The following is a 15,622-nucleotide window of genomic DNA, read 5'->3' on the forward strand; positions in this document are numbered from 1 at the left end:
ACGATTGAAAATACTATTTATTGATGTCACCAGTTGATTTCACCAGCCGAAAGCATCTTCTGCCATCCACAGACCATGAGCTTTCAGTACTTGCTCCACTACATCACGTCCGCAACCACGTCCACCGTCTGCATAAGAGATATATTTTGCTACGGATTTCACTTCCGGCACGGCATCTTTCGGACAACACGGAAGTCCACATTCACGCATCACTTCAATATCCGGAACATCATCGCCCATATAGAGAATTTCATCATCGGTCAGTCCGTATTTATCACGAAAATCACGATAGTCGTGTATCTTGACGGCGGATCCCATATACAGATCCTTCACGCCCAGTCCCTCAAAACGGATACGCACTGCTTCTGTACGGCCACCGGTGATGATGGCTATGTGAAGTCCTTTCTTCACAGCCAACTGGATGGCATACCCGTCTTTGATATTCACGGTACGCATCGGCTCTCCGGAAGGATGCAAAGGTATGGTTGTCGAACTCAATACTCCGTCTACGTCAAAAGCTAAAGCCTTGATACGAGATAAATCATAATTGATGGTGCTCATGGATACTTTTGCTCATTAATTTATATATTTCCTGCAATGCCGGAGAATCTACCAACATGGCAAGATGATTGCTAATCACATTCTCATCGTAACGGACAGCGGGCCCGGTCTGTGCATCACGTGGTGCCAGTTCGTGTACTTTACGTGCCGTTTCATCTATCAACGGCAGCATGGCATCGAAAGGCAAATTATATTTTTCAAGCAAATCAGCAGCTAATGCATACATGTGATTTGTGAAGTTGCAGATAAAAACAGCTGCCAAATGTAGGCTTTTACGTTGCTCGGAAGAAGCTTCGTAAACTTTCTCCGAAAGAGTGGCGGCAACAGCTTTCAAGAACTCTACATCTTCCGGCCGTTTTGCTTCAACAAAGAAAGGAATTTCCTGAAAACTTACCTCACGTTGTTTGCTGAATGTCTGCATCGGGTAGAATACTCCATATCGTTCTGCATGCCCTTCCCAAATACTCATCGGAATACTTCCCGCCGTATGTACCAACAAAGAATTCTGTTTCCCTTCTGTTATCTGCGGCAACAAATCTACTAAAGCGGCATCCTTCAAAGATACGATATACAATTTGGCATCTTTGGAGACTTCTTGTAAATCTGTTGTATATTCAGCTTCCACTTTCTCGGCTAAAGTACGGGCAGATTCTATGGTCCGGCTATATACCTGCACAATACGGAAACCTTTACGATAGAGAGCTTTCGCCAGATTAGTGGCCAGGTTGCCTGCACCGATAAACACAATCGGTGTATCTTCTATACTTCTCTTCATTATTTCTTTACCGTCTTGCAAACCAGAATAAAATGATGCCGACAATGAGCAAAGTCAATGGCAACAGATAGCCGGATAACGAACCCAGCAATGATATTACCAGACTGATATTCATCACCAGCCAAAGCCCAAGCAACACCACACCTATTGATTTGTCGCGTTTAAAAATAAGAAAACAGATCGAAGCATATAATAACATATTGTCCTTATTCATTACCCAGGGTAACCCAATAGTAGAGAAATGAATCAATTTATCAATCAGATAAAGTGCTCCGATAACAATAAAGGTAACAGCAGTAGCCAAATAAGTATCTTTGCTGTTACTCGCTTTAGCAGCTCCCATATTTATTTTCCTCCGAATTTATTTATGTGAATTTTCTCCCATTGAAGATGTTCTTCGTTGAAAGGTTTACGTTCCATCCCTTTATGTCCGATAGCAATAACGGAAAGAATTTGAAGTTGCAGAGGAATACCCAGGATTCCATGGACAAACTCATCGGAAGGCATTCCGGTAGCAGTGAAACGTTCGCGAACCTGCACCCAGCAGCTTCCCAAGCCTAAATCTTCAGCCTGCAACTGTATCATGATGGAAGCGATGGAAGCATCTTCAATCCAAACATCACTCGCCAACGGATCGGCCATTACCACAATTGCCAAAGCTGCGTCGGCAATGAATGAAGAAGCTTGTTCCTTGCAATGAGACAATTCTTTCAATACCTCTTTATCATCAATCACAACAAACTGCCAACTATTACTACGTTTGGAAGAAGGAGACATCAAAGCTGCTTTCAACAACGTAACTACCTGATCTTGTGTCAACTCTTCACCGGTGAACTTCCGCATACTACGACGGTTCTTTATTAATTCACTGAAATTTTCCATATTATTTTCCGGTTTCATTTGATTAATGTATGCAAAGATAATGCAAACCGAGCGTAATAGGAAATAAAAATATCTTTTTCATTTCTTTTGTCAGAAGGGAATCTATGACATGAAAAGAGTGCCAAATACTCCACTAAATGAAGAATATTTTTTATCTTTGCACAGAGAAATAATTTCATTATGAAAAAGCGAATTACACAAGACGATTACATTAAAGCGAATCGTAAAGCCAGCCGTGAGGCAGAAATTGAGATGTACGGGCACCCTATTTGTCACAAACGAGTGCACCAGTCAAAGAAAGTATATAACCGTAGAAAGATAAAGGCAGCCGATAAAAAGCTGCCTTATTTTTTTCTTCAGGATAGCGTCACTATATCTAGGAAATTAAAAAGAAGTTTATCTATTTACCTATCTAATTATCTATACAATCCGAGTTAATTCCCCGGTCGTAGAATCAATAATAAACCCGTAGACTGTCACATCTGAAGGAATCAAAGGATGGTGTACAATAAAATCAACCGTTCCTCTCACCGACTTTTCTGTATCTTCGAAACCATCCAGCCACGAATTAAAGTCAACTCCGCAGAAACGCATCATGTCAATATAATCCGGATCAATTCCGCGTGCTTTCATTTTTTCAATCATTTCTTCACTGTGCATGTGGCAAGCTCCACAGTCAGAATGAGCAATCACCATTATTTCCTCTACCCCCAACTCAAAAATAGCAACGAGCAAACTACGTATCACGCTACCGAAAGGATGGGAAATAACGCCACCTGCATTTTTTATCATTTTCACATCGCCATTCTTAATTCCTAATGCTGCTGGAAGCAAAGCAGTCAGTCGGGTATCCATACAGGAAAGAATAGCTATTTTCTTATCGGGATATTTATTGGTGATATACGATTCGTATCCCTTGTTCTCAACAAATTGCTTATTGTAAGCTAAAATTTCTTCTACCATAGTTCCGTTTAAATTATAGAGTCCTGTTTGATTAGACAAAGATACGGAAAATATATAAAAAAGGAATATATCATCACGATATATCCCTTCCTAAATTAAAACTTAATCTAAACAGTTGACACTACACTAAAATATCTTAGAAGTTCGGATTCTGATATTGGCTTCATCAGCCATCGGATTCACTTTTCCCCCGTCTTTACAATATTCATAGTTGATGTTTACTTCAAGCATCTCCAACAAAATCTTAGTTTTGTTGTTGGATAAAGAATAAAAAGTGTAAATTTGTACCTAAATGCCACTTAAACTAACAACATATTACCATGGGAAGGACATTCCTGAATTGCCGGGAAACAATGCCTTCCATTCCAAAGAGTTATTTCAGATTTATGAAGCGACTCCGGGATATACTCCTTTATTAATAGTGGCAACAGAAGACGGCAGACCTGTGGCACGCCTGCTTGCCGCCATCCGCAAAGCGAAAAAGTGGCTTCCCTCCTCTTTGGTAAAACATTGCGTAGTATATAGCGAAGGTGAATTTCTGGATGAGTCATTTTCGACCAACAAAGAAAAAGCTGAAGAAGTTTTCGGCGAGATGCTCGAACATCTCACACAAGAGGCATCGCGTAGTTGTGTCTTGATCGAATTCCGGAACCTCAACAATTCGATGTTCGGTTACCGGGTTTTCCGTGCCAATGATTATTTCCCTGTCAATTGGTTACGGGTACACAATTCGCTGCACAGTATGAAAAATACGGAAGACCGGTTCAGCCCGTCACGCATCCGTCAGATAAAAAAAGGACTCAAGAATGGAGCTAAAGTAGAGGAAGCACATACCGTGGAAGAGATACACGACTTCTCACGGATGCTGCACAAGGTTTATTCTTCCCGCATACGCAGATACTTCCCTGCCAACGACTTTTTCCATCACATGAACAACATATTAATCAAAGGACAACAGGCAAAAATATTCGTAGTAAAATACAAAGAGAAAATCATCGGCGGTTCCGTCTGTATTTATTCGGGAGACGATGCATACCTTTGGTTTTCGGGAGGAATGAAAAAGACATACGCACTTCAGTATCCGGGGGTACTGGCCGTATGGAAAGCCTTGGAAGATGCGCGCCAGCGGGGATTCCGCCACATGGAATTTATGGATGTAGGACTTCCGTTCCGGAAACACGGTTATCGTGATTTTGTTCTCCGCTTCGGCGGAAAGCAGAGCAGTACCCGCCGCTGGTTTCGTGTCAATTGGAATTGGCTGAACAAACTCTTAATCAAATTTTACGTCTAAATGTAATCTCAAGATTACAAAACAACCCTTCATACCCCTTCTCTACCATTCTTTCTGTTCAATAATCCAATAATTAAATGCAGAAATATTTCTTTATTAGGTAAGAAATGTCTTTCTTTGTACTGTTTTATGCCATATAAGCACATGATTAAAACCAAATAAAAAAAGTATAGTTATGAAGATTTCACACATTGAACATCTGGGCATTGCTGTAAAAAGCATCGAAGAAGCCCTTCCCTACTACGAAAACGTATTAGGTCTGAAGTGTTACAACATTGAAACAGTGGAAGATCAGAAAGTAAGAACCGCTTTTTTAAAAGTAGGCGAAACAAAAATTGAATTGTTGGAGCCGACTTGCCCGGAGAGTACTATTGCCAAATTCATTGAAAACAAAGGTGCAGGCGTTCATCACGTTGCATTTGCTGTAGAAGATGGCGTAGCCAATGCTTTGGCAGAAGCAGAAGGCAAAGAAATCCGTCTTATCGACAAAGCTCCCCGCAAGGGTGCTGAAGGTTTGAATATTGCTTTCCTTCACCCGAAATCAACTTTGGGCGTGCTGACAGAACTCTGCGAACATTAATCATAAACTCTAAAACCAACAAGAACTCATGAGTAATCAACTTGAAAAAATTAAAGAGCTTATTGAACGCCGTGCCGTAGCACGTATCGGAGGCGGTGAAAAAGCAATTGCGAAGCAACACGAAAAAGGAAAATACACAGCACGCGAGCGTCTGGCTATGCTGCTTGACGAGGGTAGCTTCGAAGAAATGGACATGTTCGTTGAGCACAGATGCACGAACTTCGGTATGGAGAAAAAGCATTATCCGGGAGACGGTGTAGTAACCGGCTGCGGTACAATCGAAGGACGTCTGGTATATGTGTTCGCACAAGACTTCACTGTTTCTGCCGGCTCACTGTCAGAAACAATGTCATTGAAGATTTGTAAAATTATGGATCAGGCCATGAAGATGGGTGCTCCTTGTATCGGTATCAACGACTCGGGTGGTGCACGTATCCAGGAAGGTATCAACGCTTTGGCAGGTTATGCAGAAATCTTCCAACGCAACATCCTTGCTTCAGGTGTTATTCCGCAGATTTCCGGTATCTTCGGTCCTTGTGCCGGTGGTGCTGTTTATTCTCCGGCTCTGACCGACTTCACACTGATGATGGAAGGCACTTCTTATATGTTCCTCACCGGACCGAAAGTGGTGAAGACCGTTACAGGTGAAGACGTCAGCCAGGAAAACCTCGGTGGCGCAAGCGTTCACTCCACTAAATCGGGTGTGACTCATTTCACCGCCCAAACAGAAGAAGAAGGTTTCGAGCTGATTCGCAAACTGTTGAGCTATATTCCTCAAAACAACCTTGAAGAAGCTCCTTATGTAGATTGCACAGACCCAATCGACCGCCTGGAAGATTCTTTGAACGATATTATCCCCGACAGCCCTACTAAACCGTATGACATGTACGAAGTGATCGGCGCTATTGTGGACAACGGTGAATTCCTTGAAATCCAGAAAGATTATGCTAAGAATATCATCATCGGTTTCGCCCGTTTCAACGGCCAGTCGGTAGGTATCGTTGCTAATCAGCCTAAATATCTGGCTGGCGTGCTCGATAGCAACGCATCTCGTAAAGGTGCACGCTTCGTCCGTTTCTGCGATGCATTCAATATTCCTATCGTATCGTTGGTAGACGTACCGGGATTCCTTCCGGGAACAGGTCAGGAATACAATGGTGTTATCCTTCATGGTGCTAAGTTGTTGTATGCTTACGGTGAAGCTACTGTGCCTAAGGTTACTATCACATTGCGTAAATCTTACGGCGGTTCTCACATTGTGATGAGCTGTAAGCAACTTCGCGGTGATATGAACTACGCATGGCCTACTGCTGAAATCGCAGTAATGGGTGGTGCAGGAGCAGTAGAAGTATTGTACGCACGCGAAGCCAAAGATCAGGAAAACCCGGCTCAATTCCTTGCAGAGAAAGAAGCAGAATACACGAAACTGTTTGCCAATCCTTACAATGCAGCTAAATATGGCTACATCGACGATGTGATTGAACCGCGCAACACACGTTTCCGCGTCATCCGTGCTTTGCAGCAGTTGCAGACTAAGAAATTGAGCAATCCGGCTAAGAAGCATGGTAATATTCCGTTGTAATCCTACTTTTCACATTAAAACAAGAACGATTATGAACAAAACCAAAATCGGAATATTCCTTTCTTTGCTGTTGCTGATTGGTCTGACTTCTTGTGGAGAGCAAAAGTCGAACAATAAGCTGGTGCTAAACGAAATCCTGATAGACAATCAGAGTAATTTTCAGGACGATTACGGATTGCACAGCGCATGGATTGAAATATTCAATAAATCATTCGGTAGCGCCGACTTGGCAGCTTGCTTGCTGAAAGTAAGCAACCAACCGGGCGATACAGTTACTTACTTTATCCCGAAAGGTGATATACTTACATCAGTGAAACCACGCCAACATGCGCTATTCTGGGCAGATGGCGAACCCAACCGCGGTACGTTCCACACCAGCTTCAAGCTGAATCCGAAAACCGCCAACTGGATTGGTCTGTTCGACTCCGGCAAAAAGTTGCTCGACCAGATTGTAGTGCCCGCAGGCACTCTCGGTCCCAACCAATCATACGCTCGTGTAAGCGACGGAGCAACTGAATGGGAAGTAAAAAGTGGAAGTGGTGACAAATACGTGACTCCAAGCACTAACAACAAAACTCTTGACAGCAATGCCAAGAAGGAAAAGTTTGAAGAACACGATGCTAATGGTATTGGAATGGCCATTTCTGCCATGAGTGTAGTATTCTGCGGATTGATTCTTCTTTTTATAGCCTTCAAGATTATAGGAAAAGCAGCCGTTAATTTGAGCAAGCGCAACGCTATGAAATCTAAAGGCATCGACAAGCATGAAGCTAAGGAACTGTCACAAGCTCCGGGTGAAGTGTATGCGGCTATTTCTATGGCATTACACGAAATGCAAGATGAAGTGCATGACGTAGAAGAAACAGTGCTGACCATCACTCGTGTAAAACGCAGCTACTCACCATGGAGTTCGAAGATTTACACGTTGCGTGAAACTCCTTCCAGAAAGTAAGTCACCTTTTAAAAAGTAAAAACGATGAAAGAATATAAATATAAAATCAACGGTAACTTATATAAAGTAACCATCGGAGATATTGAAGACAACATCGCTCATGTAGAAGTGAACGGTACACACTATAAAGTAGAAATGGAGAAACAGCCGAAGCCTGTTGCAAAACCTGTGACAGTACGCCCGATGCCTAATGCTCCTACTGCTCCTACTCAAGTAGTGAAACCGACCGCTCCATCTACCGGAAAATCAGGAGTGAAATCTCCGCTGCCGGGTGTAATCCTCGACATCAAAGTGAATGTAGGCGATACTGTAAAGAAAGGACAGACCATTATCATATTGGAAGCCATGAAGATGGAAAACAATATCAATGCGGATAAAGACGGTAAGGTTACTGCCATCAACGTAAATAAGGGAGATTCTGTTCTTGAAGGTAATGACCTCGTAATTATTGAATAATATGGGAGATTTTATAAACTTTTTAGGAAACAACCTCGCCGACTTCTGGACCTACACAGGCTTTGCCAATGCTACGGTAGGGCATGTAGTCATGATTCTCGTTGGCTTGGTATTCATCTATTTGGCAGTAGCCAAAGAATTCGAACCGATGCTTCTGATTCCTATCGGTTTCGGTATATTGATTGGTAATATACCTTTTAATATGGAGGCCGGATTGAAAGTCGGTATTTATGAAGAAGGTTCAGTATTGAATATATTGTATCAGGGAGTGACCTCCGGCTGGTATCCGCCGCTCATCTTTTTGGGCATCGGCGCCATGACGGACTTCTCGGCACTTATCTCTAATCCGAAATTGATGTTAATCGGTGCGGCAGCACAGTTTGGTATCTTCGGTGCATACATGATCGCCTTAGCAATGGGCTTTGATCCTATGCAAGCCGGTGCAATCGGTATTATCGGTGGTGCAGACGGTCCGACGGCAATCTTCCTATCCTCGAAGCTGGCACCTAACCTGATGGGAGCCATTGCAGTGTCCGCCTATTCCTATATGGCGTTGGTTCCGGTGATACAGCCGCCTATCATGCGTTTGCTCACCACAAAGAACGAACGTATCATACGTATGAAACCGCCGCGTGCCGTTTCTCACACAGAGAAAGTGATTTTCCCGATTATCGGTTTGTTGCTGACTTGCTTCCTGGTTCCTTCCGGTCTGCCTTTGTTGGGTATGCTGTTCTTTGGTAACCTGCTGAAAGAAAGTGGCGTAACCCGTCGTCTTGCCAATACGGCAAGTGGTCCGTTGATTGACACCATTACTATTCTGTTAGGTTTGACAGTAGGTGCTTCTACTCAGGCTTCCGAGTTCCTCACTTTCGACTCTATCAAGATTTTCGCCCTCGGTGCATTGTCATTCGTCATTGCAACTACATCAGGCGTAATCTTCGTGAAGATATTCAACCTCTTCTTGAAGAAGGATAACAAGATCAATCCATTAATCGGCAACGCAGGAGTATCTGCTGTTCCCGACTCGGCACGTATCTCACAAGTGATTGGTTTGGAATACGATTCGACCAATTATTTGCTGATGCACGCTATGGGTCCGAACGTTGCCGGAGTGATCGGTTCAGCTGTTGCTGCCGGTATTCTGCTTGGATTCTTGATGTAAGAAACATTAATAATAGATAAGAACACCCGTGTTACATTCAGTTGTGACACGGGTGTTTTTATTAACGATTAAACATCATAAAAGAGGCTGCTACCGATGTTCAAACCGGAGCAGCCTCTTTCTTTTATTTATGGAATAATCCGGAGATTATTACTGTGCCAATTTATTGTCAGAACCGAGCACGTTGATGATTTTGTGCTTGTACAGTTTTTCCATGTTGTCACGAGCCGGACCAAGATACTTACGTGGGTCGAATTCTGCCGGTTTTTCTGCGAACACCTGACGTACAGCAGCAGTCATAGCCAGACGAGAGTCTGAGTCGATGTTGATTTTGCAAACTGCAGAAGTAGCTGCCTTACGCAACCATTCTTCAGGAATACCGATAGCAGCTTTCAGATTACCACCGAACTTATTGATAGTCGCAACTTCTTCCTGAGGAACTGAAGATGAACCGTGAAGAACAATAGGGAATCCAGGAAGTTTTTCCATTACAGCATCCAATACTTCGAATGCCAATGGAGGAGGAACCATTACGCCTGTAACCGGATCGATGTGGCATTGTTCCGGAGTAAACTTGTAAGCCCCGTGAGAAGTACCGATTGAGATAGCCAAAGAGTCGCAACCAGTGCGAGTAGCGAAATCGATTACTTCTTCAGGGTCAGTATATGTGTGGTGGTCAGCAGAAACTTCATCTTCTACACCAGCCAATACGCCAAGTTCACCTTCTACAGTTACGTCGAACTGGTGAGCGTATTCAACAACTTTCTTAGTCAATGCTACGTTTTCTTCGTAAGGAAGGTGAGAACCGTCGATCATTACAGAAGAGAAACCTGAATCGATACAAGATTTGCAAGTTTCGAATGTATCTCCGTGGTCAAGGTGAAGAACGATTTCCGGATGTGCGCAGCCTAATTCTTTAGCATATTCTACAGCACCCTGTGCCATGTAACGCAACAAAGTAGCGTTAGCATACTGACGAGCACCTTTAGAAACCTGAAGAATCACAGGAGATTTAGTTTCAACAGCAGCCTTGATGATAGCCTGCATTTGTTCCATATTGTTGAAGTTGAATGCTGGGATAGCATATCCACCTTTGATAGCCTTAGCAAACATTTCTCTTGTGTTTACCAATCCTAAATCTTTGTAATTTACCATTTTGTTTAAAGTTTATTGTTAGTGAATAAAAATTCTACGCAAAAGTAAGCATTATCCATCGAATAACGAACACCGGAAAGGAAAATATAGTAGAAAAAGGTTTAAATCAGACTGCAAAATTTAGCAGGAATACGAGTGTGACATTAGATTGTAATGTCTACCTTGCAAACTTTGAGATTTCTGATTTCTGATTGATGGTTGATGCCTTCGGATTTATATCTCCTTATTTATACCTTAATTTATACCTCATTTTTCAATTCATTTAATCACCAAAATCTGCATAGTAAATTAGAAATTAGAAATCAGAAATTTTAGAAAATCTTTTTCTATTTCACAGAAAAGCATTATCTTTGCGCTCTGAAAAATGACCATTACACTATTTCTTACCAAAATAGTAACAGAATATAAATTAAAAAAACAGATACTGAAATGAAAAAAGGCCTTCATCCAGAATCATACCGTCCGGTAGTATTTAAAGATATGTCAAATGGTGACATGTTTTTGTCTAGATCAACTGTAGCAACTAAAGAAACCATCGAATTCGAAGGTGAAACTTATCCGTTGCTGAAGATTGAAATCTCAAACACTTCTCACCCGTTCTATACAGGTAAATCTACATTGGTAGATACTGCTGGTCGTGTTGATAAGTTCATGAGCCGTTACGGTGACCGTAAGAAGAAATAATTCGATCTTTCGTGAAAGATGAAAAAGAGGAGATTCTCGCAGAGAATTTCCTCTTTTTCGTTTTCTATATTCCTTAGTGCCAAGCATCATCCAATAAGGAATCGACTATATGACGATGCCTGACACTCTTCACATTATCCTACCACAAGCTGTCCATGCTAACTTCCCCTTGCACTAGAACTCCCGTTTCCTGGATGGAAAGAGAGTTCCCACGTAGGGAAATCGACAATTTCACCACAGAGGACCCGTAAAGTTCCCGTTTTTTTTGTGTTCCATATAAAGGTTAACAGGCAGGATATGAAAAGACAGGAATATTGAACATAAATAAACAGGAGTTGTTTTAGTATATTATTCGCTATTTATCAACGCAAAACCTCTAAACATCAACGTGGTATATGAAAAAGGAATTTGGATTCGTCTTGGCAGCCGCAATCTTGCTGGCCGGCTGCGGACAGAAAAAAGAAACGACAACAACAACTGCACGTCCCGTAAAGACTACGATTGTCGAGTCAAGATCGATTATCAGAAAAGATTTCTCGGGAATCGTGGAAGCGGTGGAATATGTGAAGCTGGCTTTCCGGGTCAACGGGCAAATCATCCAGCTTCCTGTCATCGAAGGACAGAAAGTGAAAAAAGGACAACTCATCGCGGCTATCGACCCCAGAGACATCGCGTTGCAATATGCCGCTACGAAATCGGCATACGAAACGGCTTCGGCACAAGTGGAACGCAACAAACGGCTCCTCTCCCGGCAAGCGATCTCCGTACAGGAATATGAAATCAGCCTCGCCAACTTCCAGAAGGCGAAGTCTGAATACGAACTGTCTGCCAACAATATGCGCGACACCAAGCTGACAGCTCCTTTCGACGGTTCTATCGAAAAACGACTGGTGGAAAACTATCAGCGTGTCAACTCCGGTGAGGGTATCGTGCAGCTTGTCAATACGCACAATCTGCGTATCAAATTCACCATTCCGGATGCGTATCTTTATTTGTTGCGTGCCAAAGAGCCGCATTTCCTGGTAGAGTTCGACACATTTAAAGGACACGTGTTTCAAGCGAAACTGGAAGAATATCTTGATATTTCTACAGATGGCACAGGAATTCCGGTCAGCATCACGATTGACGATCCGTCATTCGACCGCGACCTGTATGCTGTGAAACCCGGTTTCACGTGCAGCATCCGTTTCACGGCAGATGTAGGTCCGTTGGTGCAGGATAGCTGGACGATCGTACCGCTTAGTGCCGTATTCGGCGAAAGCGAAGGGAATAAAATGTATGTCTGGGTGGTAGAAGACAATAAAGTCCACAAACGGGAAGTAACCGTCAACGCCCCGACCGGAGAAGCACAGGCGCTCATCTCGGAAGGTTTGAAACCCGGTGAAGAAATCGTCATAGCAGGCGTATACCAACTAGTAGAAGGAGAATCTATCACAACTGTTGACAGGGAGACTATCTGAAAAGTCGTTAGTAACTCCAACTCCCCTACGGGGACTCACAGCCTCTTTATCCACTTTCATTCATCAATTATCAACGACCATTTATTATGAGTTTAGCCAAATATTCATTAGATAATACGAAAATCATCTATTTCTTTCTTGCTGTATTGCTGATTGGGGGAATCACTTCCTTCGGCAAGCTGGGTAAGAAAGAGGATGCTCCTTTCGTCATAAAGTCGGCGGTTATTATGACCCGCTATCCGGGCGCCGAGCCGGCAGAAGTGGAGCGGTTGATTACCGAGCCTATCTCTCGCGAGATCCAAAGTATGAGCGGTGCGTACAAGATTAAATCAGAATCGATGTACGGGCTCTCGAAAATCACATTCGAGTTGCAACCTTCCTTGTCGGCAAGCTCCATTCCGCAGAAGTGGGATGAGTTGCGACGGAAGGTACTTAATATACAGCCACAATTGCCGAGCGGTGCTTCTGCACCGACGGTTTCCGATGATTTCGGCGACGTGTTCGGTATCTATTACGGTCTGACGGCGGACGACGGTTACACATACGAAGAGATGCGCAACTGGGCGGAACGGATCAAAACGCAGGTAGTGACGGCGGACGGAGTGATGAAAGTCGCCCTGTTCGGGACGCAGACGGAGGTGGTTAATATTTTTATTTCCACCAATAAGCTCGTAGGTATGGGCATCGACCCGAAACAGCTTGCCAGTCTGTTGCAATCGCAGAACCAGATTATCAATACCGGAGAAATCCGTGCCGGCGAGCAACAACTCCGAGTGACCGCCAACGGTATGTATACCACCGTAGACGATATCCGCAACCAGGTGATTACCACCAAAGCCGGACAAGTGAAACTGGGCGATATCGCCGTCATCGAAAAAGGGTACATGGACCCTCCATCCAACATCATGCACGTGAACGGCAAACGTGCCATCGGCATCGGCGTCTCCACCGACCCGCAACGGGACGTGGTGCAGACGGGCAAGAACGTGAAAGCCAAACTGGACGAATTGTTGCCACTGATGCCTGTGGGACTGGAACTGCAAAGCCTGTATCTGGAGAACGAAATTGCCAACGAAGCCAACAACGGATTTATCATCAACCTGATCGAATCGATTCTGATTGTTATTGTAATCATCATGTTGGTGATGGGTTTGCGCGCAGGTATGCTGATCGGCTCGTCACTGATTTTCTCTATTGGCGGCACATTGCTTATCATGTCTTTCTTCGGTGTCGGGCTGAACCGTACTTCGTTGGCGGGATTTATCATCGCCATGGGGATGCTGGTGGATAACGCCATCGTGGTAACGGACAATGCACAGATTGCCATCGCCCGCGGAGTAGACCGACGGAAAGCGCTGATAGACGGAGCAACCGGTCCGCAATGGGGATTGCTTGGGGCTACGTTCATCGCTATCTGTTCGTTCCTCCCGCTCTACCTTGCTCCTTCTGCCGTGGCGGAAATCGTGAAACCGCTTTTTGTGGTGCTTGCCATCTCGCTGGGATTGAGCTGGATACTCGCGCTGACGCAGACCACTGTTTTCGGTAACTTCATCCTGAAAGCGAAAGCAAAAGATGGCACGAAAGACCCGTATGACAAACCGTTCTACCATAAATTCGCCTCCATCCTCCACACGATGATTCGCAGGAAAACATTGACACTGGGTTCGATGGCAGTGCTCTTTGTTGCTTCGCTGGTTATTATGGGAATGATGCCGCAAAACTTCTTTCCTTCTCTCGATAAGCCTTATTTCCGGGCGGACGTGTTTTATCCCGACGGGTATAGCATCAATGATGTAGTGAAAGAGATGAAATCTGTAGAAGAGCATCTGGCAAAGCAGCCGGAAGTGAAGAAAGTGTCGATCACCTTCGGCAGCACGCCGCTAAGGTATTACCTGGCTTCTACTTCGGTGGGTCCGAAACCGAATTTTGCCAATGTATTGGTTGAGTTGACGGACAGTAAATATTCGAAAGAGTATGAGGAAGATTTCGACGCGTATATGAAGGCAAATTATCCGAATGCGATTACCCGTACCAGTCTGTTCAAACTGTCGCCTGCGGTGGATGCCGCTATCGAAATCGGGTTTATCGGTCCGAATGTGGACACGCTTGTGGCGCTCACCAACCAGGCTTTGGAAATTATGCACCGGAATCCGGATTTAATCAATATACGCAATTCGTGGGGAAATAAAGTTCCTGTATGGAAGCCTGTATATAGTCCCGAACGGGCGCAACCGTTAGGGGTATCGCGTCAGGGAATGGCACAAAGTATCCAGATCGGAACCACAGGCATGACGCTTGGAGAGTATCGACAGGGCGATCAGGTACTTCCTATCTTATTGAAGGATAACACGGTGGATTCGTTCCGCATCAATGACCTGCGCACGTTGCCCGTGTTCGGCACAGGCAATGAAACGACCAGTCTAGAACAGGTGGTATCGGAATTTGATTTCCAATATCGTTTCTCGAATGTGAAGGATTACAACCGGCAAATGGTGATGATGGCGCAATGCGATCCGCGTCGCGGAGTAAATGCGATTGCTGCTTTCAATGAGGTTTGGCCGCTGATGCAGAAAGAGATTAAAGTGCCGGAGGGGTATACGATGAAGTATTTCGGGGAGCAGGAAAGTCAGGTGGAGTCTAACGAGGCGTTGGCCAAGAATTTACCGTTGACGTTCTTCCTGATGTTCGTCACCCTATTGTTCCTCTTCCGCACCTATCGCAAACCTATCGTGATTCTGTTGATGTTGCCGTTGATTTTTATCGGCATCGTGCTGGGGCTAGTGGTGTTGGGCAAATCGTTCGACTTCTTCTCCATCCTCGGACTGTTGGGGTTGATAGGAATGAATATCAAGAACGCAATTGTATTAGTGGATCAAATTGATACTGAGACGACTATGGGCAAAAAGCCGTTGGATGCAGTGGTCAGTGCCACCACCAGTCGTATTGTCCCCGTAGCAATGGCGTCCGGCACTACCATTTTGGGGATGTTGCCCCTGTTGTTCGACGCAATGTTCGGTGGTATGGCGGCAACGATTATGGGAGGTTTGTTAGTGGCTTCGGCACTGACATTGTTTGTGCTGCCTGTGGCTTATTGTGCCATTCTGAGAATCAAAGGATAA

The 15,622-nt window shown here is 44.2% G+C and carries 16 protein-coding genes; 10 read left to right on the forward strand and 6 right to left on the reverse strand.

What is annotated here, in order from left to right:
- Positions 1-39 precede the first annotated feature (39 nt).
- From A4V03_RS12700 to A4V03_RS12715, 4 genes are read right to left on the reverse strand one after another with little or no spacing between them, the layout of a single operon-like run.
- The gene (locus A4V03_RS12700; protein WP_004314223.1) at positions 40-561 is read right to left on the reverse strand and encodes a KdsC family phosphatase; all 522 of its coding nucleotides are present in this window, start codon (positions 559-561) and stop codon (positions 40-42) included.
- Positions 542-1,336, reverse strand: coding sequence for a Rossmann-like and DUF2520 domain-containing protein (locus A4V03_RS12705; RefSeq protein ID WP_065540415.1), 795 nt, complete (start codon positions 1,334-1,336; stop codon positions 542-544). The genes A4V03_RS12700 and A4V03_RS12705 overlap by 20 nt, the downstream gene beginning before the upstream one ends.
- Before the next feature lie 7 nt (positions 1,337-1,343).
- The gene (locus tag A4V03_RS12710) at positions 1,344-1,679 is read right to left on the reverse strand and encodes a hypothetical protein (protein WP_065539149.1); all 336 of its coding nucleotides are present in this window, start codon (positions 1,677-1,679) and stop codon (positions 1,344-1,346) included.
- Between the two features lie 2 nt (positions 1,680-1,681).
- Positions 1,682-2,218, reverse strand: coding sequence for a nitroreductase family protein (locus A4V03_RS12715; RefSeq protein WP_065540416.1), 537 nt, complete (start codon positions 2,216-2,218; stop codon positions 1,682-1,684).
- A gap of 180 nt (positions 2,219-2,398) precedes the next feature.
- Here A4V03_RS12715 and A4V03_RS12720 point away from each other — a divergent pair, with 180 nt between their 5' ends.
- The gene (locus A4V03_RS12720) at positions 2,399-2,656 is read left to right on the forward strand and encodes a hypothetical protein (protein ID WP_065539150.1); all 258 of its coding nucleotides are present in this window, start codon (positions 2,399-2,401) and stop codon (positions 2,654-2,656) included.
- Here A4V03_RS12720 and A4V03_RS12725 read toward each other — a convergent pair.
- Positions 2,639-3,181, reverse strand: a complete 543-nt coding sequence (locus A4V03_RS12725; protein WP_065540417.1) for a beta-class carbonic anhydrase — start codon at positions 3,179-3,181, stop codon at positions 2,639-2,641. The genes A4V03_RS12720 and A4V03_RS12725 overlap by 18 nt on opposite strands.
- A 292-nt stretch (positions 3,182-3,473) precedes the next feature.
- On the opposite strand from A4V03_RS12725, the gene A4V03_RS12730 reads away from it, so the two are divergent.
- The 6 genes from A4V03_RS12730 to A4V03_RS12755 all read left to right on the forward strand — a co-directional run bounded on the left by A4V03_RS12730 (position 3,474) and on the right by A4V03_RS12755 (position 9,204).
- On the forward strand, positions 3,474-4,472 hold the full coding sequence (locus tag A4V03_RS12730; RefSeq protein WP_065539151.1) for a GNAT family N-acetyltransferase: 999 nt from the start codon (positions 3,474-3,476) through the stop codon (positions 4,470-4,472).
- Between the two features lie 175 nt (positions 4,473-4,647).
- Positions 4,648-5,052 (forward strand): methylmalonyl-CoA epimerase, encoded by a 405-nt coding sequence (gene mce, locus A4V03_RS12735; protein WP_004311398.1) that lies wholly within the window; start codon positions 4,648-4,650, stop codon positions 5,050-5,052.
- 28 nt (positions 5,053-5,080) lie between these two features.
- Positions 5,081-6,634, forward strand: a complete 1,554-nt coding sequence (locus tag A4V03_RS12740) for an acyl-CoA carboxylase subunit beta (protein WP_004300890.1) — start codon at positions 5,081-5,083, stop codon at positions 6,632-6,634.
- Positions 6,635-6,665: 31 nt separating this feature from the next.
- On the forward strand, positions 6,666-7,586 hold the full coding sequence (locus tag A4V03_RS12745; RefSeq protein ID WP_065539152.1) for an OadG family transporter subunit: 921 nt from the start codon (positions 6,666-6,668) through the stop codon (positions 7,584-7,586).
- A 24-nt stretch (positions 7,587-7,610) separates the two neighbouring features.
- The gene (locus A4V03_RS12750; protein ID WP_024986741.1) at positions 7,611-8,042 is read left to right on the forward strand and encodes an acetyl-CoA carboxylase biotin carboxyl carrier protein; all 432 of its coding nucleotides are present in this window, start codon (positions 7,611-7,613) and stop codon (positions 8,040-8,042) included.
- Between the two features lies 1 nt (position 8,043).
- Positions 8,044-9,204, forward strand: coding sequence for a sodium ion-translocating decarboxylase subunit beta (locus A4V03_RS12755; protein ID WP_065539153.1), 1,161 nt, complete (start codon positions 8,044-8,046; stop codon positions 9,202-9,204).
- A 150-nt stretch (positions 9,205-9,354) separates the two neighbouring features.
- Here A4V03_RS12755 and A4V03_RS12760 read toward each other — a convergent pair whose 3' ends face one another.
- Positions 9,355-10,359, reverse strand: coding sequence for a class II fructose-bisphosphate aldolase (locus A4V03_RS12760; RefSeq protein ID WP_024986739.1), 1,005 nt, complete (start codon positions 10,357-10,359; stop codon positions 9,355-9,357).
- A gap of 429 nt (positions 10,360-10,788) precedes the next feature.
- Here A4V03_RS12760 and A4V03_RS12765 point away from each other — a divergent pair, with 429 nt between their 5' ends.
- The 3 genes from A4V03_RS12765 to A4V03_RS12775 all read left to right on the forward strand — a co-directional run bounded on the left by A4V03_RS12765 (position 10,789) and on the right by A4V03_RS12775 (position 15,622).
- Positions 10,789-11,043, forward strand: coding sequence for a type B 50S ribosomal protein L31 (locus A4V03_RS12765; protein ID WP_004300906.1), 255 nt, complete (start codon positions 10,789-10,791; stop codon positions 11,041-11,043).
- A gap of 395 nt (positions 11,044-11,438) precedes the next feature.
- Positions 11,439-12,503 carry an efflux RND transporter periplasmic adaptor subunit gene (locus tag A4V03_RS12770; RefSeq protein WP_065539154.1) on the forward strand — a complete coding sequence of 355 codons (1,065 nt, stop codon included), beginning with the start codon at positions 11,439-11,441 and terminating at the stop codon, positions 12,501-12,503.
- Positions 12,504-12,589: 86 nt separating this feature from the next.
- The gene (locus tag A4V03_RS12775) at positions 12,590-15,622 is read left to right on the forward strand and encodes an efflux RND transporter permease subunit (RefSeq protein ID WP_065539155.1); all 3,033 of its coding nucleotides are present in this window, start codon (positions 12,590-12,592) and stop codon (positions 15,620-15,622) included.

Origin of the sequence: Bacteroides caecimuris, assembly GCF_001688725.2 — a bacterium.
Classification (GTDB): domain Bacteria; phylum Bacteroidota; class Bacteroidia; order Bacteroidales; family Bacteroidaceae; genus Bacteroides; species Bacteroides caecimuris.